At 63.1% G+C, this 24092-nt stretch carries 20 protein-coding genes; 14 read left to right on the forward strand and 6 right to left on the reverse strand.

The window, feature by feature from the left end; all coding sequences use genetic code 11:
- Positions 1–66: 66 nt before the first annotated feature.
- Complete coding sequence (locus JQK88_RS06170) at positions 67–861, forward strand: class II glutamine amidotransferase (protein ID WP_203277762.1); 795 nt, start codon at positions 67–69, stop codon at positions 859–861.
- 137 nt (positions 862–998) lie between these two features.
- The gene (locus tag JQK88_RS06175) at positions 999–2372 is read left to right on the forward strand and encodes an amidase (protein WP_192249693.1); all 1374 of its coding nucleotides are present in this window, start codon (positions 999–1001) and stop codon (positions 2370–2372) included.
- Here the strand turns inward: JQK88_RS06175 and JQK88_RS06180 are convergent.
- Complete coding sequence (locus JQK88_RS06180; protein WP_192249696.1) at positions 2366–3433, reverse strand: NAD(P)/FAD-dependent oxidoreductase; 1068 nt, start codon at positions 3431–3433, stop codon at positions 2366–2368. The two genes, JQK88_RS06175 and JQK88_RS06180, sit on opposite strands and share 7 nt — an antisense overlap.
- A gap of 112 nt (positions 3434–3545) precedes the next feature.
- Between JQK88_RS06180 and JQK88_RS06185 the strand changes: the two genes are divergently transcribed.
- The 3 genes from JQK88_RS06185 to JQK88_RS06195 all read left to right on the forward strand — a co-directional run bounded on the left by JQK88_RS06185 (position 3546) and on the right by JQK88_RS06195 (position 6752).
- Entirely contained in the window at positions 3546–4142 is a 597-nt protein-coding gene (locus JQK88_RS06185) for a TetR/AcrR family transcriptional regulator (RefSeq protein ID WP_203277763.1), read from the forward strand.
- Entirely contained in the window at positions 4139–5068 is a 930-nt protein-coding gene (locus JQK88_RS06190) for a haloalkane dehalogenase (RefSeq protein ID WP_192249701.1), read from the forward strand. The genes JQK88_RS06185 and JQK88_RS06190 overlap by 4 nt, the downstream gene beginning before the upstream one ends.
- 91 nt (positions 5069–5159) lie before the next feature.
- Positions 5160–6752 (forward strand): peptide chain release factor 3, encoded by a 1593-nt coding sequence (locus tag JQK88_RS06195; protein ID WP_203277764.1) that lies wholly within the window; start codon positions 5160–5162, stop codon positions 6750–6752.
- A 232-nt stretch (positions 6753–6984) separates the two neighbouring features.
- On the opposite strand, the gene JQK88_RS06200 is transcribed toward JQK88_RS06195, so the two are convergent.
- Positions 6985–7452: a VOC family protein gene (locus tag JQK88_RS06200; RefSeq protein WP_192249707.1), complete on the reverse strand. Its 468-nt coding sequence runs from the start codon at positions 7450–7452 to the stop codon at positions 6985–6987.
- A gap of 271 nt (positions 7453–7723) precedes the next feature.
- Here JQK88_RS06200 and ilvD point away from each other — a divergent pair, with 271 nt between their 5' ends.
- Complete coding sequence (gene ilvD / locus JQK88_RS06205) at positions 7724–9568, forward strand: dihydroxy-acid dehydratase (RefSeq protein ID WP_192249710.1); 1845 nt, start codon at positions 7724–7726, stop codon at positions 9566–9568.
- A 43-nt stretch (positions 9569–9611) separates the two neighbouring features.
- On the opposite strand, the gene JQK88_RS06210 is transcribed toward ilvD, so the two are convergent.
- Complete coding sequence (locus JQK88_RS06210) at positions 9612–11366, reverse strand: ABC transporter ATP-binding protein (protein WP_192249714.1); 1755 nt, start codon at positions 11364–11366, stop codon at positions 9612–9614.
- Between the two features lie 153 nt (positions 11367–11519).
- Between JQK88_RS06210 and JQK88_RS06215 the strand changes: the two genes are divergently transcribed.
- The 3 genes from JQK88_RS06215 (at position 11520) to JQK88_RS06225 (ending at position 14737) form a co-directional block, all read left to right on the forward strand.
- Entirely contained in the window at positions 11520–12815 is a 1296-nt protein-coding gene (locus tag JQK88_RS06215; RefSeq protein WP_203277765.1) for an amidohydrolase family protein, read from the forward strand.
- A gap of 298 nt (positions 12816–13113) precedes the next feature.
- Entirely contained in the window at positions 13114–14037 is a 924-nt protein-coding gene (locus JQK88_RS06220) for a DMT family transporter (RefSeq protein ID WP_203277766.1), read from the forward strand.
- 226 nt (positions 14038–14263) lie between these two features.
- Positions 14264–14737: a DUF805 domain-containing protein gene (locus JQK88_RS06225; protein ID WP_203277767.1), complete on the forward strand. Its 474-nt coding sequence runs from the start codon at positions 14264–14266 to the stop codon at positions 14735–14737.
- Positions 14738–14747: 10 nt separating this feature from the next.
- On the opposite strand, the gene JQK88_RS06230 is transcribed toward JQK88_RS06225, so the two are convergent.
- Positions 14748–15650 carry a phosphotransferase family protein gene (locus JQK88_RS06230; protein ID WP_203277768.1) on the reverse strand — a complete coding sequence of 301 codons (903 nt, stop codon included), beginning with the start codon at positions 15648–15650 and terminating at the stop codon, positions 14748–14750.
- Between the two features lie 106 nt (positions 15651–15756).
- On the opposite strand from JQK88_RS06230, the gene JQK88_RS06235 reads away from it, so the two are divergent.
- On the forward strand, positions 15757–16389 hold the full coding sequence (locus JQK88_RS06235) for a class I SAM-dependent DNA methyltransferase (RefSeq protein WP_203277769.1): 633 nt from the start codon (positions 15757–15759) through the stop codon (positions 16387–16389).
- Positions 16390–16397: 8 nt separating this feature from the next.
- Here the strand turns inward: JQK88_RS06235 and JQK88_RS06240 are convergent, their stop codons facing one another.
- Both JQK88_RS06240 and JQK88_RS06245 read right to left on the reverse strand, forming a co-directional pair.
- On the reverse strand, positions 16398–18851 hold the full coding sequence (locus tag JQK88_RS06240) for a GcvT family protein (RefSeq protein ID WP_203277770.1): 2454 nt from the start codon (positions 18849–18851) through the stop codon (positions 16398–16400).
- On the reverse strand, positions 18848–19732 hold the full coding sequence (locus tag JQK88_RS06245; protein ID WP_192249745.1) for a phosphotransferase family protein: 885 nt from the start codon (positions 19730–19732) through the stop codon (positions 18848–18850). Before JQK88_RS06245 ends, JQK88_RS06240 begins: the two co-directional genes overlap by 4 nt.
- 419 nt (positions 19733–20151) lie before the next feature.
- Here JQK88_RS06245 and JQK88_RS06250 point away from each other — a divergent pair, with 419 nt between their 5' ends.
- The 4 genes from JQK88_RS06250 (at position 20152) to JQK88_RS06265 (ending at position 24083) form a co-directional block, all read left to right on the forward strand.
- The gene (locus tag JQK88_RS06250) at positions 20152–20916 is read left to right on the forward strand and encodes a DeoR/GlpR family DNA-binding transcription regulator (RefSeq protein WP_192249748.1); all 765 of its coding nucleotides are present in this window, start codon (positions 20152–20154) and stop codon (positions 20914–20916) included.
- A 192-nt stretch (positions 20917–21108) separates the two neighbouring features.
- Positions 21109–21726, forward strand: coding sequence for a DedA family protein (locus JQK88_RS06255; protein ID WP_203277771.1), 618 nt, complete (start codon positions 21109–21111; stop codon positions 21724–21726).
- An 80-nt stretch (positions 21727–21806) separates the two neighbouring features.
- A complete protein-coding gene (locus JQK88_RS06260; RefSeq protein ID WP_142868454.1) occupies positions 21807–22718 on the forward strand; it encodes a LysR family transcriptional regulator in 912 nt (303 codons plus the stop codon).
- Positions 22719–22928: 210 nt separating this feature from the next.
- A complete protein-coding gene (locus JQK88_RS06265; protein ID WP_203277772.1) occupies positions 22929–24083 on the forward strand; it encodes an ABC transporter substrate-binding protein in 1155 nt (384 codons plus the stop codon).
- The last annotated feature ends 9 nt before the right edge of the window (positions 24084–24092 follow it).

Raw genomic sequence — 24092 nt, forward strand, 5'->3', positions numbered from 1 at the left:
AAGCATGATGTCGTCCGAAAACCGCTTCACACTTTTCGGCATCATGCTCTAGAAACGGTCAAAGCGATGTGCCGATGGGCGGCCTATCTCGGTGAAGCAGTCTTCCTCGAAGACATCGTCACCGCGCCCTGTCACTCGCTGATCGCGCAGAGCCATTGCGCCCAGGAAGCCAAGTCGCCGACCAACGGCGATGGTTTCGGTCTCGCCTGGTATGGCGAGCGGCCCGAGCCCGGCCTTTACCGCGACATCCTGCCGGCCTGGTCGGACCCCAATCTGAAAAGCCTGTGCCGGCAGATCAAATCCGGCCTGTTCCTCGCCCATGTCAGGGCATCGACCGGCGGCGCCACCAGCCGCATGAACTGCCATCCCTTCATCTCCGGCAACTGGTCGTTCATGCACAACGGCCAGATCGGCGGCTTCGAGAAAATCCGCCGCGCGCTGGAAAATTCGCTTTCCGATGCCGTCTTCGACCAGCGCGAAGGCACCACCGATTCCGAACTGTTTTTCCTGCTGATGATCGACGAGGATCTTGCCGGGGATCCGCAAGGTGCCGTGTCGCGCGCCACCGCCCGCGTCATCGAGGCTTCACGCCGCGCTGGCCTTGAGCCGTCCCTGAAACTCACCGCCGCCTTTTCCGATGGGCAGGCGCTCTATGCGGTGCGTTATGCGAGCGACGCCCACGCACCGACGCTCTACACTTCGGTTCGCAATGGCGGCCGTTGCATCGTGTCCGAACCCTTCGACCGCGAAGGCGGCGACTGGCAGGCCATTCCGCCGGCGAGTTTCGTCACCATTACAGGTGATGGCATGGCGATTCGGCCGTTTGTTCCGGCGTCGGCAAGGTTGGCGCTGGTCGTCTAAGCCAATCTAGGCCGCATTCCTTCGCGCCCCCCTCGACCGAACCGGCTAGCGCAATTCCGATCAAGCGCTACCTGGCCTAGAAATGCTGAACTTGGCTTCAAGCCGTTATACGCGGGACAGCAGCCGGAGCATTCGTCATGGACCTCGTCTTCTCCTCGACCACCGACCTTGCCGCCGCAATCGCTGCGCGAAAAATATCCGCCGTCGAAGCGTTTAACGCGCATTTGGCGCAGATCGACCGGCACAACGAAGCTGTCAACGCCGTCATAAATCTCGACCGTGAAGGGGCTCGTGAGCGCGCAAAAGAGGCCGACGCGACATTGGCGCGCGGCGACGCGCTCGGTCCGTTGCATGGTGTGCCCTTCACCTTGAAGGACATGCACGAAACGGCAGGTATGAAGACCACCGTCGGCTTCCCGCCTTTCGCCGACTATGTGGCGCGGCAGGACAGCCCGGTCGTTGCCCGATTGAAGGCTGCCGGCGGCGTTCTCACGGCCAAGACCAATGTCGCGACCATGCTGGGCGACTGGCAGTCGGACAATCCGCTGTTCGGCCGCACCAGCAATCCGTGGAACCTCGACCGCACCGCCGGTGGCTCGAGCGGTGGCGCCGCGGCAGCGGTGGCGACCGGGATGACGCCGTTCGATGTCGGCACCGACATGCAGGATTCGATCCGCCTGCCTGCCGCTTTCTGCGGCGTCTATGGCCTGAAGCCGACCGAGCACCGTGTGTCGCTGGCCGGCGCCTTTCCCGATCCGGGCGGTGTCGCGCGTAGCGTGCGGCTGATGTCCTGCCTCGGCCCGCTGGCCCGCTCGGTGGACGATCTGGTGCTGATCTACAAGATCATCGCCGGCCCCGATGGAGCCGACACCGACCTCGCGCCGGTGCCGGTCGAGGCCATCCTGGAGGTCAATCTCAAGTCGCTCCGCATCGCTGTGGCGCCGTCCATTCCCGGCTTTCCGGTGGCCAGCGAGATCAGCGCTGCCGTCGACGCTCTGGCGAAGCGGCTTCAGGCGGCGGGTGCGATCGTCGAGCCGGCAAAACTTCCGAAGCTCGATCTGCTCGACGATCTGGAGCAGGGCGGCGCGCTGATCGGCATGATGCTGGAGGCCGCGCAACCCGAACCGCCTGAACAGCCGACGCCGGTCTCCCGCTGGTTCGAGGCGCTCGCCCGCCGTGACAGGTCCATCCTCGCCTGGGACAGGTTCTTCGAAAATTGCGATGCCTTGCTGTGCCCGGTCGCCATGACCACGGCCTTTCCGCATTGCGAACCCGGCACATCGATCAAGGTCGACGGCAAAGAGCAAAGCTACTGGATGCTGCCGGCCTATGGCGCGGTCTTCAATTACTCAGGCCATCCGGCCCTTTCGCTGCCTTGCGGGCAGGACCGCGACGGCCTGCCCATTGGCCTGCAGCTGGTTGGCGCGCGCTGGTCGGAAGCGCGGCTGCTCGGTATCGCCAGAGCAATCGAACCGCTCACCGGTGGCTTTCGCCGGCCGCCGGGCTATTGAGCGAAACGCTCCAGCCCGTAGGGGGCCAGCAGCGGGTCGCGCTCGCCATCGAGGATTTCGCGTGTGGCGAAAAGTCCAACCGCCGGTGCCAGCGTGATGCCCGAATGCATGACCGCGACGTAAAGGCCATTCATGCCCTCGGCGCGGCTGACGATCGGAAAGCCATCGGTCGGCGTCGGCCGGTAACCGACCGTGTGGAAATCAAGCTCCAGCCCGTCGGCGCCGCGCAAGGCTGCCTTCGCCGCCGCAAACAGTTCGCGCGCCGTGGCGTCAGGGTTGTCGCCAGGATCACCGCCCGCGAAATCCGAGCCGGCGATGATGCGACCCTCGGCGGTCTGGCGCATATGCAGCTTTTCGGCATGCACCAGCCCGTTGAGCAGCTTTTTGTATGGCCGAGAGTGGACGATCAGGCCGGGCGGCGTCTCGATCGGCAGTTTGATGCCGGCGGTGGCAGCAATGGCCGGGGCGCCGGTGCCAGCCGCGATCACCACCTCGTCGGCGGCAATCCGCCGGCCGGAAATCTCCACGCCGGAGACCTTGCCATTGGAATGCACCAAGGCCGTGACAGCTCCGGTGATGATTTTCGCCCCCTGCCGCTCCGCATCCGCCAACAGCGCCTTGGTCGTCGCAACCGGCTCAGCCACGCCTTCCTCCGCGACGTAAACAGCAAATTCAGGCGGCTCGACGAGGTTGGGCTCGATTTGCGTCGCCCGTTTGGCGTCAACGCGTTCGATGCCGTAGCCCCATGAAGAGTGTTCGGCCGCGTAGGCTTCGAGCCTGTCGGCAGGCAGATCCCAACACAGCCCGCCGCACCAGGCGAGCGGCAGGCCGGGCAACTCGTTTGCCAGCCGTTTCCACTCGACCATGGCGCGGGTGCGCAGCCTGAAATACACTTCGGGGTTGCCCCAGCTGGCGTTGATCCAGGCAAAGGAATTGGGTGTGGCGACCCCGCCTGCGCCGCTCTCGGAAACGATGGTGACTCGTGCGCCGGCCTTTGTCAGATGCCAGGCGATCGAAGCGCCGATAATGCCCGCGCCGATGACGACGATTTGCTTCGCCACGCTATCCTCCGTCCTGTTGCCGATGAGTTCTGCCACCTGCCATTTTGTGGTGGCTTTTGCCAATGCAAACTTGCGTGCTTGACATAAATACGTACGTACGTATTATTTCGCCATGGCTAGACAATCACTCCGCGAAAAACTCCTCGATGCAGGCTTCCAGACCATCTGGAATTCCGGCTATGCCGCAGCCGGCATTCGCGACATCGTTGCCGCGGCCGATGCTCGGCCGGGCTCCTTCACCAACCATTTTGCCTCCAAGGAGGAGTTCGCCGGCGAGGTGCTGGAGCGGTATTTCGCCTATGTCAGCGGGCTGGTCGAAGCGGCCCTGGCGCGGGATGGCACGCCTCCCACAGGCAGGCTGCGACGCTACCTCGATGTCATCACTTCGAAGCTTGAGGCACATGACTGGGCGCGCGGCTGCATGATCGGCAATCTCAGCCTGGAGACGGCTGTTCACAGCGAGCCGCTCAGGCTGCGGCTGGTCGCTATTTTCGAACGCTGGCGCCAGCCCTTCGCGGCCTGCATCGCCGAGGGGCAGGCAACCGGCGACATCACCAACGCATTCGATCCTGAGGACCTCGCCGATTTCCTGCTGTCGTCCTGGCAGGGCGCCATGCTGCGCATGAAGGTCGAGCGCAGTCCGGAGCCGCTCGAGCGGTTCAAGAAAATCATCTTCAGCACAGTGTTCGCAAAGGAGACGACCCCATGAGTTCGAAAACCGACCTGCCTCAAGCTGGCGTCGCCGCAGCGCGACGTTCGCAGATCGCGGTGCTCGATTCGACCATTTCCTATGTCGAGGTTGGCGCACCCGGTCCTACCGTGCTGTTCCTGCACGGCAACCCGACCTCATCCCATATCTGGCGCAACATTATCCCGCATATCGCGCCGTTTGGCCGTTGCGTCGCGCCCGACTTGATCGGCTACGGTCAGTCCGGCAAGCCCGATATCGACTATCGCTTCTTCGATCACGTCCGCTATCTCGACGCTTTCCTCGAGGCGCTCGACATCAGGGATGTGGTGGTTGTCGCGCAGGACTGGGGCACGGCACTGGCCTTCCATCTCGCGGCACGGCGGCCGCAGCGCATTCTGGGCCTCGCCTTCATGGAGTTCATCCGGCCTTTCGAGCGCTGGGAGGATTTTCACCAGCGCCCGCAGGCCCGCGAGCTGTTCAAGGCGTTGCGCACGCCCGGCGTCGGCGAAAAGCTCGTCCTGGACGACAATGTCTTCGTCGAAAAGGTGCTGCCGGCCTCGGTGTTGCGCACAATGAGCGACGAGGAGATGGCTGCCTACCGGGCGCCGTTCCCGACGCCGCAATCGCGCAAACCGGTGCTGCGTTTACCCAGGGAATTGCCGATCGAGGGCCAGCCCGCCGACGTTGCCGCCATCAGCGAGCACGACCATCGCGCGTTGCGGCTGTCCACTTACCCGAAACTCCTGTTTGCTGGCGATCCCGGCGCGCTGATTGCGCCGCAGGCTGCGCGCGAATTCGCGGCCGGGCTGAAAAACTGCCGGTTCATCAATCTCGGGCCTGGCGCGCACTATTTGCAGGAAGATCACGCCGATGCGATTGGCCATGCCATTGCCGGTTGGCTTCCGGAGGTCGTTCGGGCGAGCCGCATGAGCGAGTTGGCCTGAAGCAATGCGGCGGCGTCCGCGCCGCCGCACCGGTCGACAGCCCGACACTGCGCTGCTAGAAGCCCGGCCTGTCACACGGAAATCCCAGAGAATGCCTGAAGCAATACAAGAGGAAGTGGCGCGCCGCCGCACTTTCGCGATCATCGCCCACCCCGACGCCGGCAAGACGACGCTCACCGAAAAGCTGCTGCTGTTCGGCGGCGCCATTCAGCTTGCCGGCGAGGTCAAGGCCAAGAAGGACCGTATCCAGACCCGGTCCGACTGGATGAAGATCGAGCGCGAGCGCGGCATTTCGGTCGTCACCTCGGTGATGACTTTCGAGTATGAAGACAATGTCTTCAACCTGCTCGACACGCCCGGCCACGAGGATTTCGCCGACGATACCTACCGCACGCTGTCGGCGGTGGACTCGGCGGTCATGGTCATCGACGCCGCCAAGGGCATCGAGCCGCGCACGCTGAAACTGTTCGAGGTCTGCCGGCTGCGTGACATCCCGATTATCACCTTCATCAACAAGATGGACCGCGAAAGCCGCGACCCGTTTGAGATTCTGGACGAGATCGAGCAGAAGCTGGCGCTGGACACGGCCCCCATTACCTGGCCGATCGGCCGCGGCAAGACGTTTGCCGGCACCTATCACCTTGCGCTGAACGCCGTGCGCAAGGGCGATGCGGAAAAAGAGCGCACGCCGGTCAACGGTCCCGATTCCAACCGCGTCGCCGGCCTTTTGCCGGAAAACGAGCGCGAAGCCTTCATCGAGGAACTGGAGCTGGCGCGGGAGGCTTGCCGGCCTCTCGATATTGACGCGTTTCGCGAAGGCCATCTGACGCCGGTCTATTTCGGCTCGGCGCTCCGCAATTATGGCGTGCGCGACCTCATCGAGGCGCTCGGCGCCTTCGGGCCGTCGCCGCGCGCGCAGGAGGCCGACACCCGCAAGGTCGAGGCGACCGAGGAGAAGATGACCTCCTTCGTCTTCAAGATCCAGGCCAACATGGACCCCAACCACCGCGACCGCATCGCTTTCGTGCGTGTCTGCTCCGGCAAGCTCGAGCGCGGCATGAAGGCCAAGCTGGTGCGCACCGGCAAGCCGATGAGCCTGTCGGCGCCGCAATTCTTCTTCGCCCGCACCCGTGTCACCGCCGACGAGGCCTTTGCCGGCGATGTCGTCGGCATCCCCAACCACGGCACGCTGCGCATCGGCGACACGCTGACCGAGGGCGAGGAAATCCTGTTCCGTGGCGTGCCGAATTTCGCCCCGGAAATCCTGCGCCGCGTCCGCCTGGGCGACGCCATGAAGGCCAAGAAGCTCAAGGAAGCGCTGCATCAGATGGCCGAGGAGGGCGTCGTGCAGCTGTTTTCGCCCGAGGATGGCTCACCGGCCATCGTCGGCGTCGTCGGCGCCCTGCAGCTCGACGTTTTGAAGGAACGGCTGAATTTCGAATACACCCTGCCGGTCGAATTTGAGATGTCGCGCTTTTCCGTCTGCCGCTGGATATCGGCTAACGACAAGGCCGAGACGCTTCGTTTCATCGAGGCCCATCGCGGCGACATCGCCCGCGACCTCGACAACGACCCGGTGTTCCTGGCCCAGCACGCCTTCTCGCTGAACTACGAAGCCGAGCGCTGGAAGGCGATCCGCTTCGCGACGATCAAGGACTATCAGGTCCGCGACAAGGCGGCGTGAGCGCTGACCTGTCCTTCTCCCCGTTCACGGGGAGAAGGTGCCCGAAGGGCGGAGGGGCGGCGCCGACCTCAATGGCCGCCCGGCCCTTCGCAGGCTCCCAGCCCTTCGGGCGTTCAGCCCCTTCAAAAGGTCCACCGGACCTTTTGATCCGCCCGAAGGCGGACCGGGTCTTCACCGTTCGAAGCTCGAAAAGCCAAGCAATTGGCTTTTCGTCCGCTACGCGGACCGCTTCTCACCCCTTGGCCGCCGCTTCGATCTTCGCAATGTCGATCTTGCCCATCTGCATCATTGCCGACATCACCCGCCCGGCCTTGGCCCGGTCCGGATCCAGAAGCAGGCGCGGCAGTTGCTCCGGCACGACCTGCCAGGAGACGCCGAACTTGTCTTTCAGCCAGCTGCAGACGCCGGGTTCGCCGCCCTCGGTGAGCTTCTCCCAGAAATAATCGACCTCTTCCTGGGTCTTGCAGTCGATCGACTGCGACATCGCCTCGTTGAACTTGAATTGCGGTCCGCCATTGAGCGCCTGGAACGGAACGCCGTCGAGCTCGAACGTGGTCAACAGCACTTTGCCCGCATCGGCGTGACCCTCGGGCCAACGCAGAACGCTCAGCACCTTCGAATTCTTGAAGATGGAGACGTAGAAATTCATCGCCTCTTCGGCCTGGCCGTCGAACCACAGGCAGGTGGTGATCTTTTGCATGTCGAGCTCCTCGGGATGTTTTGGTTGCGGTTACGGATGAAACGGCTGACTCTAGAAATGGTGCCATTCCCCTGCCGTTGACCAAAGGACGCGCGCCCAGCAGGCGATCCGACACTGGCCGCAATTTTTTTCGCAAACTCCGTTTTTTACGAGAATCTGGCGCATTGCAAAAATGTGGCCAGACCATACTTGGCGGTCTATAAACCCTGCGATCCAAATTCAGCGCTGCCACGCGCCGCACTGGGCGCAGCCATCCAGCTAAGGAATATCCATGCCCGCCTATCGTTCCCGCACCACCACCCATGGCCGCAACATGGCCGGCGCCCGCGGCCTGTGGCGCGCCACAGGCATGAAGGATTCGGATTTCGGCAAGCCGATCATTGCGGTGGTCAACTCCTTCACCCAGTTCGTGCCCGGCCATGTGCATCTCAAGGACCTTGGCCAACTGGTGGCGCGCGAGATCGAGAAGGCCGGAGGCGTCGCCAAGGAATTCAACACCATCGCCGTCGATGACGGCATCGCCATGGGCCATGACGGCATGCTCTACTCGCTGCCGTCACGCGAGCTGATCGCCGATTCCGTCGAATACATGGTCAATGCGCACTGCGCCGACGCCATGGTCTGCATCTCCAATTGCGACAAGATCACGCCTGGCATGCTGATGGCCTCGCTGCGCCTCAACATCCCGACCGTCTTTGTGTCAGGCGGGCCGATGGAAGCCGGCAAGGTGGTGCTGGCCGGCAAGACGCAGGCGCTCGACCTGGTCGACGCCATGGTTGCGGCCGCCGACGACAAGATCTCCGACGAGGACGTCAAGGTCATCGAACGCTCGGCCTGCCCGACCTGCGGTTCCTGCTCCGGCATGTTCACCGCCAATTCGATGAATTGTTTGACCGAGGCGCTCGGCCTGTCGCTGCCGGGCAACGGCTCGACGCTGGCGACCCACGCCGACCGCAAGCGCCTGTTCGTCGAGGCTGGCCATCTCATCGTCGATCTCGCCCAGCGCTATTATGAGCAGGATGACGAGACGGCATTGCCGCGCAGCATCGCCTCCAAGGGCGCCTTCGAAAACGCCATGACGCTCGACATCGCCATGGGCGGCTCGACCAACACCGTGCTGCACATCCTGGCGGCCGCGCATGAGGGCGAGGTCGACTTCACCATGGAAGACATCGACCGGCTGTCGCGGCGGGTTCCGGTGCTGTGCAAGGTGGCGCCGGCCAAATCCGACGTGCATATGGAAGACGTCCACCGCGCCGGCGGCATCATGGCCATCCTCGGCCAGCTCGACAATGCCGGGCTGCTCAACCGCGACCTGCCGACCGTTCATACGGCGAGCCTTGGCGAAGCGCTCGACCATTGGGATATTTCCCGCACGACAAGCCAGAACGTTCGCGACTTCTTCCTCGCCGCACCCGGTGGCGTGCCGACGCAGGTCGCCTTCAGCCAGGATCGCCGCTGGGACGAGCTCGATCTCGACCGCGAGAAAGGCGTCATCCGCTCGGCGGAGACGCCGTTCTCGAAAGACGGCGGCCTTGCCGTGCTGAAAGGCAATCTGGCGCTCGACGGCTGCATCGTGAAGACCGCCGGCGTCGACGAATCGATCCTGAAATTCATCGGCCCGGCGCGGGTGTTCGAAAGCCAGGACGCTTCGGTCAAGGCGATCCTGTCCAACGAAATCAGGGCCGGCGACGTCGTCGTCATCCGCTATGAGGGACCGCGTGGCGGTCCCGGCATGCAGGAAATGCTCTATCCCACGAGCTATCTGAAGTCGAAGGGCCTCGGCAAAGCCTGTGCGCTGGTCACCGACGGCCGCTTCTCCGGCGGCACGTCAGGCCTGTCGATCGGCCATGCCTCGCCGGAAGCTGCGGAAGGTGGCACGATCGGGCTGGTTCAGGAAGGCGATACGATCGAGATCGACATTCCCAACCGCACCATCCATCTGGCGGTCAGCGAGGCAGAACTGGCCGCGCGGCGCACTGCCATGGAGGCGAAGGGAGCCCTGGCCTGGAAGCCCGAGGAAAAGCGCAAGCGCAAGGTGACGACGGCGCTCCGCGCCTACGCCGCCTTCGCCACCAGCGCCGACAAGGGCGCAGTGCGGCACGTGCCGGAGTGAGGTTTTTTCCTTCTCCCACGGGGGGAGAAGGAGAAGCCGCCCCTCACGGCATCAGCTGATACTCGTAAAGCTTCTGGTACAGCCCGCCCTGGTTGAGCAGCGTGCGATGCGCCCCGCTTTCCACCACCTTGCCGGCTTCCAGCACCACGATCGTGTCGGCCTGGTGCACGGTCGACAGGCGGTGGGCGATGACGATCGTGGTGCGCCCGACCGTCAGTTGCTGCAGCGCATCGCGGAACAGCGCCTCGGATTCGGCGTCGAGCGCACTGGTCGCTTCGTCGAGCAGCAGGATCTCCGCATTGCGCAGCATGGCGCGCGCGATCGAGATGCGCTGGCGCTGGCCGCCTGAAAGCAGCGCGCCGTTTTCGCCCACATCCGTGTCATAACCCTTGGCCATGGCGCTGATGAAGTCATGCGCATTGGCGGCCTTGGCGGCGGCGATCACCTCGTCGTCGGTCGCGTCCTGGCGGCCGAGGCGGATGTTGTGCATCACCGTGCCGGCAAACAGGAACGTGTCCTGGCTGACATAGGCAATCTTCTCCCGGACCGAGGCGAGCGTGGCGTCGGAGATGTCCTGGCCATCGAACATCACCCTGCCGATCTGTGGGTCGTACATGCGCATGATCAGGTTGAGGATGGTCGACTTGCCGCTGCCCGAGGGCCCTACAAGGGCCGTCATCTGGCCGGCGGCAAGCGTCAGGTCCAGTCCCTCGAACACTGGCTGGCTTTCGGGGTAGGCGAAGCTGACATTGTCGAAACGGATCTCGCCAGGACCCGTCTGCAGCGGCTTTGCATCGGGCTTCTCGGCCAGCGTCAGCGGCCTGTCGGCAAGCTGGAACATCATGCGCACGCCGACAATGCCGGTTTCCAGCGAGATGCGTACGCGCGCCAGGCGCTTGGCCGGTTCGTAGGCCAAGAGCAGCGCTGCGATAAAGGCCATGATGTTGCCCGGCATCTGGCCCCCACCCAGAACCAGGAAGCCGCTGACCAGGACGGAGCCGGAAATTGCCAGCCCGGCAAGCGTTTCCATTACCGGGCTGGTGGCGGCCTCCAGCGTCGCGATGTTGTTGGCGCGGGTCTCCACGTCCGACACGGCCTTGTACATGCGCTTGCGCATCGCGCCTTCGAGGCCGAAGGACTTCACAACGCGCACGCCCACTGCCGTTTCCTGCATCACCTGCACGATCTGGCCGAGCGAGCGGAATTCCTGCGCGGCGATCTTGCGCACGCGCTTCAGGATGTGGTTGACGCCGTAAATGGCTACGGGGCCGATGACGAAGCAGATCAGGGACAGTGCCGGCTGCTGCCATACCATCACCCCTACCAGCACAATCATCGTCACCAGATCGCGCACATAGGATGTGACGACGAGGTCGAGCACGTTGCGCGCTGCCTGCGCATTGTTGGTCATGCGGGTGATCAGCTCCGACGACGAGGTCGAATGGTAGAACTCTATGCCTTGCGCCAGAATGCGGTCGTAGATCTTGCGTTGCCGGTCGGCAATGATGCTGTTGCCGACGCGGCTCATAAAGTAGGACTGCACGAAGTTGGCGATGCCCTTGAAGACGAAGATCGCGGCGACCCCTCCGGCAATCAGGTTGACGCGGTCGAGCCTCTTGTAGATCACGAACTCATTGGTGATCTCGCGAAGAATCCAGGCGCTGGCGCCGGTCATGGCGGCCACCACCAGCATCGACGCGATCGCGGCGGCATAGCCAAACTTGTGCTCGTGGAAGGATTCCCTGACCAGCCTCGTGATGAGGCGCTGGTTTTCCGTCGAACGGAAGAAGCGAAACAATGGTTGATCCCATGCCTGACTGAGACGAATTTCGGATTCGCCACGGGGGCGACTGGCGGCTTATAGAGCGAGTTGCCGCCGGATGGAACCTTTGGAAAAGAGGGGTGCCCATCACGACGATAGGGCGCTCAATCTGCAGGGAGATGACGACAGATGGATTTCGACCTTGTTGTGCGCGGCGGAACGCTGCCTGATGGCACTATCGCCGATCTCGGCATTGTCGGCGAGACGATCGTCGCCATCGAGCCAAAGTTGAACGTCAGCGCCGGCACGGCGATCGACGCCCATGGCAATTTGATCTCGCCGCCCTTCGTCGACCCCCATTTCCACATGGATGCGACGCTGTCCTACGGCATTCCGCGCATCAACGCCTCGGGCACGCTGCTCGAAGGCATTTCGCTGTGGGGCGAGCTGAAGCCGCTGCTGACGCATGATGCCGTGCGTGAGCGGGCGCTAGCCTATTGCGACTGGGCGGTCTCGATGGGGCTGCTCGCCATCCGTACCCATGTCGATGTCTGCGACGACCGCTTGCTGGCGGTCGAGGCGCTGCTCGACGTCAAGAAGATTGTCGCGCCCTATATCGACCTGCAACTGGTCGCTTTCCCGCAGGACGGCTACTACCGCTCGCCGACGGCGCTGCAGAACACGCTGCGCGCGCTCGACATGGGTGTCGACATCGTCGGCGGCATCCCGCATTTCGAACGCACCATGGCCGACGGCACGCGCTCGGTCACCGAACTGTGCGAAATCGCGGCAAAACGCGGGCTGATGGTCGACCTGCACTGCGACGAGACCGACGATCCGCTGTCGCGCCACATCGAGCAGGTTGCCTATGAGACGCAGCGCCTCGGCTTGCAGGGCAGAGTGGCCGGCTCGCACCTCACATCGATGCATTCGATGGACAACTACTATGTCTCCAAGCTGCTACCGCTGATCGCCGAGGCCGGTGTGTCGGCGATCCCCAATCCGCTGATCAACATCATGCTGCAGGGCCGCCACGACACGTTCCCCAAACGCCGTGGCCTGACCCGGGTGAAAGAGATGCTGGCGCTCGGCATCCGTGTCGGCTGGGGCCAGGATTGCGTGCTCGACCCCTGGTATTCGCTGGGCACCGCCGACATGCTCGACGTCGCCTTCATGGGCCTGCACGTCGCGCAAATGTCGAGCCCGGCCGACATGGCACGCTGCTTCGACATGGTCACCAACGTCAACGCCGCCATCATGGGCCTCGATCATCTTGGCCTTAGCGTGGGCAAGCGCGCCAGCTTCGTCATCCTCGACGCCGGCAACCCGATAGAGGCCTTGCGCCTGCGCGCCGAACGGCTCTGCGTCGTTGCTAGAGGCAAGGTGGTGGCCGAGCGCACGAAGCAGGAGACGCGGCTGTCGATCGCCGGGCGGCCGGGCCAGGTGAACCGCCGGCATAATGCCGCAAGTGCGTCGGCGTCGTAGGCAATCAGGCCGGCCCAACAGGCCATAGCATCTGCTTCACCAAGAAGAACGACGCCTTTGCCGAGTGCCTGCAGCGCATCGACCTCGATCGGCGCGCCGAATTCAGAAGGGTTTCGGCTTTCGATCCCTGGGACAGGCCGACCATCTATCGCCCGATCATCATCCGCCCGCGGCCCCACTAGCCCGGCTTTCGCGGCAAGGTTGCGGATAGCTAGGAAAGGCATGGAGACAGCCGATTTCCGCGGCTGGTCTTACCGATTTGCCTCGTCAAAGCGGCGACTTGGAGCTAGGGAGCCGCATGGCCCAGTCGCTCGCTCGCAACTTTACGATCAGGAACGTGCTTCTGGCCGGCATTCTCTTGATGCTGGCCGGCGACTTCATGTTTGCGCTGAACGACGCGATGGGCAAATGGCTGGTCGCCTCTTTCTCGGTTGGCCAGGTGGTGTTTATCCGCTCGATCGGCGCGTTCATCGTGCTTGGCCCGATGATCGCCAACCAGGGCACTGCGAAGCTGTTCCAGATGGAGCGGCCTGTCCTCCAGTCTCTGCGCGTGGTTGCGACAACGGTCGATACCGCTCTGTTCTATGCCGCCGTTGTCTATCTGCCGCTTGCCGACGTGATGAGTTTCTACATGGCCGGGCCGATCTATGTGGCGGCGCTGTCGCATTTCCTGCTCGGCGAAAAGGTCGGATGGCGCCGCTGGGCTGCCATCCTGGTCGGCTTCTGCGGCGTGCTGATTATACTGAAGCCGTCCTCGGCGGCGTTTTCGCTCTCCTCGATGTTCGCGCTGGTCGGCAGCATTGCCTTCGCTTTCGCCATCATTCTCAGCCGCCGCCTGCGCGGCACCAGCGACACCACACTGGTCACCTGGCAGACGATCGGCACTCTGCTGGTCGGCGCCGTGATGACCATCGGTGCCTGGCGCACGCCCTCGTCGCTCGATTTCGGAGCCATGCTCCTGCTCGGCATCGTCTCCTGCAGCGCCCATCTGATGATTACCAGGGCGCTGAAGCTGGCGCCTGCCTCGACGCTGGCGCCGCTGCACTACAGCCTGCTTCTATGGGCGGTGATCTTCGGCCTGGCTTTCTTCGGCGATGTGCCGGGCCCGCGCATCCTGATCGGCTCGGCCATCGTCGTCCTCGCCGGCTTGTTCATCTTCCACCGCCAGAAGGTGGTGGAGACCGTGGTGCCGCCGGAGAACGTGCCGAAGGGCGTGAACTGAAGCGGCAAGCGTAAAGCGCTTCGAACGGTACCGTTTTGAAGCGAGACGCTTTAGCATTTGATAATAATACGATTATCGCTAGAATCACTGAAGTGTTCTGTCAAAATTTTCGGTATTTACATCGATATCTTGCGGAGTAGATTTCCTGCCGGGCGCAATCCCGGATTGATTCTTGGCGGGAATAGGCCAAGACCAATATCTCCGGGGAACTGTGATTGGGGGGATAATGGGTAGCTTTTCAATATGGCATTGGCTGATCGTTTTGGTCCTTATCGGCCTGCCATTGATATTTGTTTTAAGAGCCCCGCCAGCTGGTAGCAATCGTTTCGGAGACATACCGCCTCCTATGAGTTTTACGGAAGCTATTTCAAGCTTTTTCCAGAACTATGCGAATTTTTCGGGCAGAGCCAGCCGCTCGGAGTTCTGGTATTCCTACCTCTTCATTTTCATAGTCGGCATCGTTGTGGTCATAGTCGATGCCGTGTTGAACAACGAAATTGTCTCATCGATTTGGAATCTTGCTATCCTTCTGCCGACACTCGCCATGACCACGCGCCGGCTGCATGACATCAATAGAAGCGGATGGCATCAGCTCCTTGCGGGCTTGTTCCCCATCGGCACCATCGCGCTGATCGTCTGGTACTGCAAAAAGTCCGACGATACAGTGACGATGAGTGAAATAGAGCGGGTCTTCGAATAGAGGCCGACGTCTAGCCCGCGCGCACAGCTGCAAGATGGCGTGAAAACTCAGGCGTCTCCATCAGCGCCTTGCAGCGGGCGAAACGGCCGTCGGCATAGGCTCGGAAATCCTCGACCGGATTGTTGTTGGCAAGCTGGATCAACCCCCACAGCGTCCACAACAGGTCGCACATCGCCTTGTAGATGACGACGCGGCCGCGTTCGGCCGGCTTTGCCTCACCGCCGAAATAGGCGCGCATCATCTCTTCCTCTTGCGCTGCATCGAACCTGCCTTCGACCGAGAGGTCGCCGAGATCCCAGAGCGGGTCGTTCATCCCTGAGTATTCCCAGTCGACGATCCACATCCGCTCGCCCGTATCGAGAAAATTCTCGCACAGCGGGTCGCAATGGCAGGCGGCAAGCGGCAGCTTGTGAGCGGCAAGGGCAGCACGCACGGTTTCGGATTCGCGCACGACGTCGTGGTAGCCGGGAGGCAAGGCCACGTCCTTGGTCGATAATACCTTGAGGTAGTCGTCGATCATCGCAAACAGCTCGAAGCGGAACGGAAACACTGCGCCGGACGCGTGCAGCTTGCGAAAGGCTTCGCCCGCGCGGGCCGGGCTACCGGCGCGCAGCTTGAACTTCTCCGGCGACATCGTCTCGGCGCCGGTAACGAAGCGGCTCGCCATCACGCCCGTCTTGGGGTCGACATACAGCACCTCGGGACTAACGCCGGCTTTGGCCGCCTCACGCGCCGCCACCGCTTCATTGGCGCGGTTGATGTACTCGTCGGTGCCTTTGCCGGGGATACGCAGGCAGATATCGCCGGCCCGGAAGACGAGATTGGTCATCCCGCCCAGCCGCTCCAGCGGTCCGTCATAGCCGGCCAGTGCCGGAATCGCCGCAAGTGTTGCGCGTACCTCGTCCATCCCCATGCCTGTTGCCCCTGGCGTGTTATTTCTTTCGATAACGGTTCCACAGTTTTCGCCGTTTGGCTATCATCGGTTCAAGGGTGAGCATCGAGCTGGCGGAGAAACAGCGATGACGGGAAACAAGGATCATGGCGGGCTCGGCGCCGCCTATGCGGCGCAACGGCCCGAGGACGTGGCCGCGATCTATGACAACTGGTCGGAAACCTACGATGCCGACATGTCGGCCGCCGGCTACCGCCATCCAACGATCTGCCTGGCCCTGCTCGCCCGCCATCTGCCGCGTGGCGCCGCCCCGCTGCTCGATGCCGGCGCAGGCACCGGGCTGATCGGCGAATGGCTGGCCATTACCGGCTATCCCCAGGTCGAGGCGCTCGACATTTCGCAGGGCATGCTCACCAAGGCGGCGGCAAAGGGCGTCTATTCGGCGCTGCATTGCCTGGCGCTCGGCGGCCCGCTGCCCTTTGCCGACAATGCCTATGCCGGCATCGTCTCGGCTGGCGTCTTCACCTCCGGCCATGTCGGCGCTGACGGGCTGGACGAACTGATCCGCATCTGCCGGCCGGATGGCGTCATCGTGCTGACGGTCAAGAACACGCTGTGGAACGCCGGCTTTGCCGAACGCGTCGCTGCGCTCGAGGCTGAGGGCAGGGTCGTTCGCGCCGAGGAGACTGCGCCCTATGTCTCGATGCCCGGCGAGGTGGATACGGTGCCCAGCCGCGGCCTCGTGCTGCGCATGAGCTGATCCAGGATCTATACCTTGATCTTGCTCATCGCCGGATCGTACATCGGCTCGAGATGGATCTTGGCCCGCGTCCGCTCCATCGCCACCACCAGCTCATAGTCGCCTGAGCTGAGGAAGTCGTCGCTGACACCGTCGGCATTGCGCACATAGCCATAGCCGATGTTCTTAGCCAGCGTGTAGCCATAACCGCCGCTGGTGAGGTAACCGACCGGTTCGCCATTGCGCAAAATCGTCTCGCGCCCGACCAGCACGATATCGGGATCGTCGACGGTGAAGCCGGCAAAGCGCTTCTTCAGTTCGCTGCCGCTGATCTTTTCGAGCGCCCGGCGGCCGACGAAATCGGTGTTCTTCCGCAGCTTCACCGCCCAGCCGAGACCCGCCTCCTGCGGTGTGTCGTTGGGCGTGATGTCGGAACCCCAAGCGCGGTAACCCTTCTCCAGCCGCAGCGATTCCAGCGCCCGGTAGCCGATCGGGCGGATGCCGTGCGGCTCGCCCGCCGCCATCAGCGTATCGAAGAGTTCGCCGGTGGCGGCGATCGGCACATGCAGCTCCCAGCCAAGCTCGCCGACATAGGTGACGCGCAGCGCCCGAACCGTGTGGCCGGCAATGGCGATCTCTCTGATATGACCGAATGGGAAGGCGGCATTCGAGACATCCGCCTCGGTGACCGCCGCAAGCACCTCGCGGGCGCGCGGCCCCATCAGCGACAGCGTGCCGAAATCCTCGGTGACATCTTTCAACGTCACGTCGAGTTCCTTGCCGACATGGTCGCCGATCCAGGAAAGGTCGTGCGTGCGGAAGCCGGTGCCGGTGACGATGTAGAATTTGTCCTCGGCGAGCCTGGCCACCGTCAAGTCGGCCTCGATGCCGCCGCGCGTGTTGAGCAGCTGCGTATAGGTCAGCCGTCCCATCGGCTTGGCGACATCGTTGGCGCAGATCCAGTCCAGCGCCTTTTGTGCGTCCGCACCCGTGATCTCGTATTTGGCAAAGGAAGACTGGTCGAAAATACCGACCTTTTCGCGCACATGCCGGTGCTCATCACCGACGGGCGCGAACCAGTTTTGACGGCCCATCGAATAGATGTCTTCAGGCTCGGTGCCCTCGGGCGCGAACCAGTTCGGACGCTCCCAGCCAAGCTTCGAGCCGAACACGGCGCGATGCTGCTTCAACCGCTCATAGAGCGGCGAGACGATGCGCGGCCGGCCCGATAGGTACTCCTCATGCGGAAAGCCGATCGTGTAGTGCTTGCCATAGGCTTCCAGCGTGCGGTCACTGACCCATTGCCGGTCGCGGTGCAGGCCGGAAAAGCGCCTGATGTCGACCACCCAGAGGTCGAGCGGCGCCTCGCCGTCGACCACCCATTGCGCCAGCACCCAGCCGGCGCCGCCACCCGACGCAATACCGAAGGCGTTGAAGCCGGCGCCGACGAACATGTTGGCGCATTCGGGCGCGACGCCGAGGATGAAATTGCCATCCGGCGTAAAACTTTCCGGTCCGTTGATCATCTGCTTGACGCCGGCCCGCTCCAGCGCCGGCACGCGCGCGATCGCCTGGCTCATATGCTGTTCGAAATGATCGTAATCGTCGTCGAACAGCCGGAACTCCCAGTCATCGGGGACGTCGCCGCCAGGCAGGCCGGTTGCCCAGGCCTGCGGGTTCGGCTCATAGCCGCCCATCACTAGGCCGCCAACCTCTTCCTTGAAATAGGTGCGGCGGTCGGGGTCGCGGATGGTCGGCGCGTCGGTCGCCAGGCCGTCGATCTTCTCGGTGATGATGTACTGGTGCTTGACCGGCTGCAGCGGCACGGAAATGCCGGCCATCGCGCCGACCTGGCGCGCCCATTGCCCGGCGCAGTTCACCACCTTGTCGCAGGCGATGTCGCCCTTGTTGGTCTTCACAGCGGTGATGCGCCCTTCCTTCATGTCGAAGCCGGTGACGCGGACATCCTCGAACAGCTTCGCGCCATGCATGCGCGCGCCCTTGGCCAGCGACTGCGTGATGTCGGAGGGGCTGGCCTGGCCGTCGGTCGGCAGCCAGCTCGCGCCGACGAGGTCGCTGGTCTCCAGCAGCGGCCACATCTTTTTCACCTCAGCCGGTGACAGCAACTGCATGTCCATGCCGAAGCTTTTTGCTGTCGTCGCCAGCCTTTTGTATTCGGTCCAGCGGTCAGCGTTGGTGGCAAGCCTGAGGCACCCGGTCATCTTCCAGCCGGTGGCGAGCCCGGTCTCGGCCTCCAGCCCCTTGTAGAGCTCGACCGAATATTTGAGCACCCGGGTGATCGAGGCCGACGAGCGCAGCTGTCCGACCAGCCCGGCCGCATGCCAGGTCGAGCCGGAGGTCAGCTTGCCCTGCTCCAGCAGCACGACATCGGCCTTGTGGTCGCGCGCCAGATGATAGGCCGTCGAACAGCCGATAATGCCACCGCCGATGACGACGATGCCGGCTTGCGTTGGCAAGGTCATGGCCGTGTTCCATATTTCGTGCGGTAATTGTCCAGCGCTGCGTCGAGCCGCGTCAGGTTCTCTTCGGTATAGGCGACGTAGTCGATGCCCGGCGCATCGAGATAAAGCTCGGAAACCATGCTCCACATCGCCTCGCGCAACAGTGATGCGCATTGCATGGCCGCATGAGAACGACGGATCGCCTCATCCGGCTCGCGCATGAAATAGGCGGTGAGGAAGGCGAAGGACTCGGCGTCGCTCATCTCGGCATTGGAGGCAACACCGGCAAGATCGAACATCGCGGTGTTGAAGCCGGCATATTCGAAGTCGATCAGCCATAGCCTGTCGCCGTCGTCAAGAATATTTGCCGGCAAAAGATCATTATGGCCGAACACGATCGGCAGCAGTTTCTGCGCCCGCTCCAACTCGTCGGCCAGCGCCAAAAGCCGTGGCAGCTCGTCGCGCTTGCGGCTGCCGCCTTCGCTCAGTGTGCGCGCATAGTCGCGGATGACATGGAAGACCCAGAACATGAAGCCGGCGCCGGAGATGTGATTGGGCATCTCGCGATGGAACCCGCGCATGAGCGCGGCCACCCGGCCGATATTGGCGCGCACGTCTTCGGCGACATAGGTTTTTGCGCCGAGGAATTCCGTGACCATGATGCCAGGTTCAGAATATCGAACCGCCGGCGCGAAGCCCGCTTCATGCGCAGCCCGCGATGTCATCACCTCGCGGTCGCGAAAGACGTGGTGGAACGGATAGTCCTGGCCCAAGCGCACGACGTGCCGCCCGGCCGCGTCCTTGACCAGGTAGTTTGCGTTGCTGAGGCCGCCCGGCAACGGTGCAATGTCGACGCTGCCGTTCCAGCAGGGCAGGGCCCGGATGCGATCTTCAGCAGTCACGGGCCACCCCTGATTTGGCGGAGCTTCGACAAGGCGGCGCGCCGCGCAAAGAGGGTTGGGGGAACGCAAAAATCTCGTCGGTGCGGGACGCCGGGACTCTCCCGTCCCGCGCCGCACCGACGAGCCCCTTTGGCCAGGTTTTGATACCCGGTCTCCGCCCCCGCGGATTTGAAAAGCCTTTGTGCCAGATCAATCCCAGACGGTCTGGCCAGACGGTCCGGTCCGTGAATTGCGGCTCTGCCATCACCCTCCCGTGGCAGTTCCGAAGCCTGTCACGCGATCAATGTCACGCCAGTGCCGCCTGGGTGTCAATCAAATGTTGTGACTTTTTTTGGGTGTTTTGCCCGAAACCGCCTGCAATTCCTTTAAAAACGCCTGTATTGCCCTAAAACCGGGCAGATCGCAGATCGAGAGGCCACATGATCCATTCGAAACGGCATGGCGAAATCCTCCGTCTCCTGAAGGAAGAGGGTACCGTCACCATCGCCAGCCTGGCGGACCGGCTGGGGGTCTCGCTTGAAACCGTGCGCCGTGATGTCAAGCCGCTGACCGGCAATGGCTCGGTGCTGAAGATGCATGGCGCCATCGGCCTGCCGTCGATGGCCGGCGAGGCGCCGTTCGAACGGCGCATGCGCGACAATGCCGAGGCCAAGCGGCTGATTGCCCGCATGGTCGCCGCCACTATCCGGGACGGCGAATCGGTGATGCTGGACACCGGCACAACGACCTCGTTCCTGGCCCGCGAGCTGCTTGGCCACCGACGACTGACGGTGGTCACCAACTCGTCCGACATCGCCCGCACGCTGGCCACGGTCAACGGCAACAAGGTCTATATGGCAGGCGGCGAGCTGCGCAGCGATTCCGGTGCAGCCTTCGGCGCCTCGGCCATCGACTTCGTCAGCCGCTTCTCGGTCAGCCACGCGGTGATTTCGATCGGCGCGGTGGACGCCGCCGCAGGGCTGGCGGACTATGATCTGGAGGAGGCGGAATTCGCCCGCATGGTGCTGTCGCGCGGCCAGCGCTCGCTGGTCATCACCGACCACACCAAATTCGGCCGCCAGGGTCTGGTCCAGGTCTGCGGCTTCGACGGTTTTTCCGAACTCGCCACAGACCAGCCGCCGCCGCGCGACATTGCCGCTGCCCTGGCGGGGGCAGGTGCACGCCTTAGCATCGCAGCCGCTTAGCGAATTCTGATCCCCGAGCACCGGAGAGCGGAGCGCGTTTCCCGACAAATCTTTCGCTCAAGCCTGCGCTTCGCAATGTTCATGCGACCTGGAAGCGACCCGGCTTGGCCGCACCTTCCGCAACTTCCCGCCGGCGACGGTGTATAAGGTGTCCAGGATCAAGAACCTCAAAACCTATGACTGGCGTTTCTCATGACCGATCCGCTGTCGGCGATCCTGGGCCTCGGCCTGCTCGGCGTCGCCTGCCTCGCCTTTACCGAAAAGATCCTGCCGCTGCCGCCCTCGCATGTGCTGCTGCTGTTCCTCGGCATGACGGCAGCGCCTGATCTATCGAGGCTGACGGTCCTGCTCCTGGTGACCACGTTGTCCGCCATCACAGGCTGCCTTGTCTGGTATGGAGTGGGACGGCGGATTGGACTGGATCGCGCTGACAGGCTGGTCGAGCGTTTCGGCAAATATGTCTGCCTGCGCTATGCGACCTATGCCAGGCTCGGCGAGGCCTACCGCCGCCATCACATACGGGTCTCCTTGCTGGCGCAGTTCATTCCGACGGTTCGCAACTACCTGCCGATCGCGGCCGGCGCGCTTCGCCTGCCGCTCTTGCCCTTCGCGGCGACGACGCTCCTCGGCGCCACTTTGTGGAACACCGGCTTTCTCATCACCGGCTACCTCATGCGCGGCAGCGGCCGGGATTCCTATGCCATCGGCTTTCGCATCATCGTCATCGTGGTGGCGCTGGAAGCGACCTTCATGCTTGCCTTGCGTTATGGCTCGGCGTGGCGGCGGGGCATCAGGCTGTTGTTCGGCTGAGCGCACCGCGCCAGATATCCTGCCAGGGATAAGCCCGGCGCCGGCTTTCCTTCCCTGCTGCGCCGGTGTTTAGTCCGGCCATGGCCTTCACCATCCGCCAGTTGCAGTTCTTCATTGCCGTCGCCGAGCAGGGCACGGTGTCAGGCGCGGCACAAAACCTCTCCATCTCGCAATCCTCGGTCACCGAAGCGATCAAGGAGCTGGAAAGCGATCTCGGCGTCGAACTGTTCGAGCGCCACCCGCGCGGCCTCAACATCACCCACAAAGGCCACCAGTTCTTGCGCCATGCCACCAAGATCCTGGCCGACGTCTCCGATGCGCGCCGGGCTTTCTCCGACGACCAGGTGGTGGCGGGCGGCCGGCTACAGCTCGGCGTCACCTCGCTGGTCGCCGGCTATGTGCTGTCCGATCTTCTGGCGCGCTACCGCCGCGCCTATCCCGGCGTCGACGTCTCGGCCATCGAGGACAATGGCGACTATCTCGAGCACCTCCTGATCGGCGGCAAGCTCGATATCGCCGTCATGGTCACCTCCAATTTGCGCGACCGCACGGCGCTGCAGTCGGAAATCCTCGAAGTTTCGGCCTACCGGCTGTGGGTGCCGCTCAGCCACAAGCTGGCCAGCGCCGACATTATCGGCATTGGCGACATTGCCGGCGAACCGCTGATCATGCTCACCGTCGACGAGATCGAGGAAAGCACCGGCAAGCTTCTGGCGGCGATCGGCGCCAAGCCGCATGTCGCCTTCCGCACCCGCTCGGTCGAAGCGGTGCGCAGCCTCGTCGCCACAGGCGCCGGCGTGGCGCTGCTGCCCGACCTCGTCTATCGGCCCTGGTCGCTGGAAGGCGACCGCATAGAATCGCGCGATATTTCAGGCACTTTGCCGGTCGTCCAGGTCGGCATGGTCTGGCGCCGCGGCTCCGGCCTGCCGCAGGCGGCACGCGACTTCATCGGCCTTGCCCAATCGCAGCGGACGGTACGTCAGCAGCGTTGATCGGATGTGCAGCTATCTATCGGAAAAACCGATATCGTGTTTCTGATAAATCAATTTGCGAAACCGGAATTTTCCAAGCACTTTTCATTTCAGGGACCGAACCGTCGCTAGAGCGGTAAGTGTTCATCGGACGAACTGACACTTTTCAGCCTGCGGCTGACCGCAGCGAAGACCGGCTTCGTAGTCAGGCGCCAAAATGGGAGATTGACGATGAATTCATTTCTGAAGACGTGCGTGGCTTTGACGGTCGCGCTGACCTTTTCCGGTCAGGCCGTCGCCCAGGTCAAGGAGCTTGGCAAGGGCGAAGGCGAGGTCAGCATCGTTGCCTGGCCCGGCTATATCGAGCGCGGCGAAACCGACAAGGGCTATGACTGGGTGACCTCCTTCGAGAAGGAGAGCGGCTGCAAGGTCAACGTCAAGACCGCCAACACGTCCGACGAGATGGTCTCGCTGATGAATGAGGGCGGCTTCGATCTGGTCACCGCTTCGGGTGACGCCTCGCTGCGCCTCGTTGCCGGCAAGCGCGTGCAGCCGATCAACACCGATCTCATCCCGAGCTGGAAGAGCGTCGACGACCGGCTGAAGGATGCGCCTTGGTTCACCGTCGACAAGGTGCATTACGGCGTTCCCTATCAGTGGGGCCCGAACGTCCTGATGTACAACACCGATGTCTTCAAGGAAGCGCCCAAGAGCTGGAACGTCGTCTTCGAGGAAATGAACCTGCCTGACGGCAAGTCGAACAAGGGCCGCGTCCAGGCCTATGACGGCCCGATCCACATTGCCGATGCCGCCAACTATCTGATGTTCCACAAGCCGGAACTCGGCATCAAGGACCCCTACGAGCTGAACGAAGACCAGTACAAGGCGGCGCTCGAACTGCTGCGCGTCCAGCGCACGCTGGTCGGCCGCTATTGGCATGACGCCGCTATCCAGGTCGACGATTTCCAGAACGAAGGCGTCGTCGCCTCGGGTTCCTGGCCATACCAGGTCAACACGCTGGTCGCGGCCAAGAAGCCGGTCGCCTCGACCGTGCCGGAAGAAGGCGTCACCGGCTGGGCCGACACCACCATGATGGAGGCCGATGCCGCGCACCCGAACTGCGCCTATATGTGGCTCGAACATTCGCTGTCGCCCAAGGTGCAGGGCGATGTCTCGGCCTGGTTTGGTTCGTTGCCGGTCGTTCCCGCTGCCTGCAAGGGCAACGAGCTTCTGACCGACGAAGGCTGCAAGACCAACGGCTACGACAATTTCGACAAGATCAAGTTCTGGAAGACCCCGGTCTCGAAGTGCGCCACGCAGAACGACCAGTGCGTGCCCTATTACCGCTGGGTGTCGGACTATATCGGCGTCATCGGCGGACGGTAATTTCGCCTT

Origin of the sequence: Mesorhizobium caraganae (genome assembly GCF_016836705.1) — a bacterium.
GTDB classification, from domain to species: Bacteria; Pseudomonadota; Alphaproteobacteria; order Rhizobiales; family Rhizobiaceae; genus Mesorhizobium; species Mesorhizobium caraganae.

What these genes read in the sequence shown, in the direction of transcription:
- JQK88_RS06170 (WP_203277762.1), top strand. Translation starts at nt 67, where the DNA reads ATGTGCCGATGGGCGGCCTATCTCGGTGAAGCAGTCTTCCTCGAAGAC.
- JQK88_RS06260 (WP_142868454.1), top strand. Translation starts at nt 21,807, where the DNA reads ATGGCCTTCACCATCCGCCAGTTGCAGTTCTTCATTGCCGTCGCCGAG.
- JQK88_RS06230 (WP_203277768.1), bottom strand. Translation starts at nt 15,650, where the DNA reads ATGGGGATGGACGAGGTACGCGCAACACTTGCGGCGATTCCGGCACTG.
- JQK88_RS06240 (WP_203277770.1), bottom strand. Translation starts at nt 18,851, where the DNA reads ATGACCTTGCCAACGCAAGCCGGCATCGTCGTCATCGGCGGTGGCATT.
- JQK88_RS06235 (WP_203277769.1), top strand. Translation starts at nt 15,757, where the DNA reads ATGACGGGAAACAAGGATCATGGCGGGCTCGGCGCCGCCTATGCGGCG.
- ilvD (WP_192249710.1), top strand. Translation starts at nt 7,724, where the DNA reads ATGCCCGCCTATCGTTCCCGCACCACCACCCATGGCCGCAACATGGCC.
- JQK88_RS06220 (WP_203277766.1), top strand. Translation starts at nt 13,114, where the DNA reads ATGGCCCAGTCGCTCGCTCGCAACTTTACGATCAGGAACGTGCTTCTG.
- JQK88_RS06255 (WP_203277771.1), top strand. Translation starts at nt 21,109, where the DNA reads ATGACCGATCCGCTGTCGGCGATCCTGGGCCTCGGCCTGCTCGGCGTC.
- JQK88_RS06185 (WP_203277763.1), top strand. Translation starts at nt 3,546, where the DNA reads ATGGCTAGACAATCACTCCGCGAAAAACTCCTCGATGCAGGCTTCCAG.
- JQK88_RS06195 (WP_203277764.1), top strand. Translation starts at nt 5,160, where the DNA reads ATGCCTGAAGCAATACAAGAGGAAGTGGCGCGCCGCCGCACTTTCGCG.
- JQK88_RS06215 (WP_203277765.1), top strand. Translation starts at nt 11,520, where the DNA reads ATGGATTTCGACCTTGTTGTGCGCGGCGGAACGCTGCCTGATGGCACT.
- JQK88_RS06200 (WP_192249707.1), bottom strand. Translation starts at nt 7,452, where the DNA reads ATGCAAAAGATCACCACCTGCCTGTGGTTCGACGGCCAGGCCGAAGAG.
- JQK88_RS06250 (WP_192249748.1), top strand. Translation starts at nt 20,152, where the DNA reads ATGATCCATTCGAAACGGCATGGCGAAATCCTCCGTCTCCTGAAGGAA.
- JQK88_RS06175 (WP_192249693.1), top strand. Translation starts at nt 999, where the DNA reads ATGGACCTCGTCTTCTCCTCGACCACCGACCTTGCCGCCGCAATCGCT.
- JQK88_RS06190 (WP_192249701.1), top strand. Translation starts at nt 4,139, where the DNA reads ATGAGTTCGAAAACCGACCTGCCTCAAGCTGGCGTCGCCGCAGCGCGA.
- JQK88_RS06265 (WP_203277772.1), top strand. Translation starts at nt 22,929, where the DNA reads ATGAATTCATTTCTGAAGACGTGCGTGGCTTTGACGGTCGCGCTGACC.
- JQK88_RS06225 (WP_203277767.1), top strand. Translation starts at nt 14,264, where the DNA reads ATGGGTAGCTTTTCAATATGGCATTGGCTGATCGTTTTGGTCCTTATC.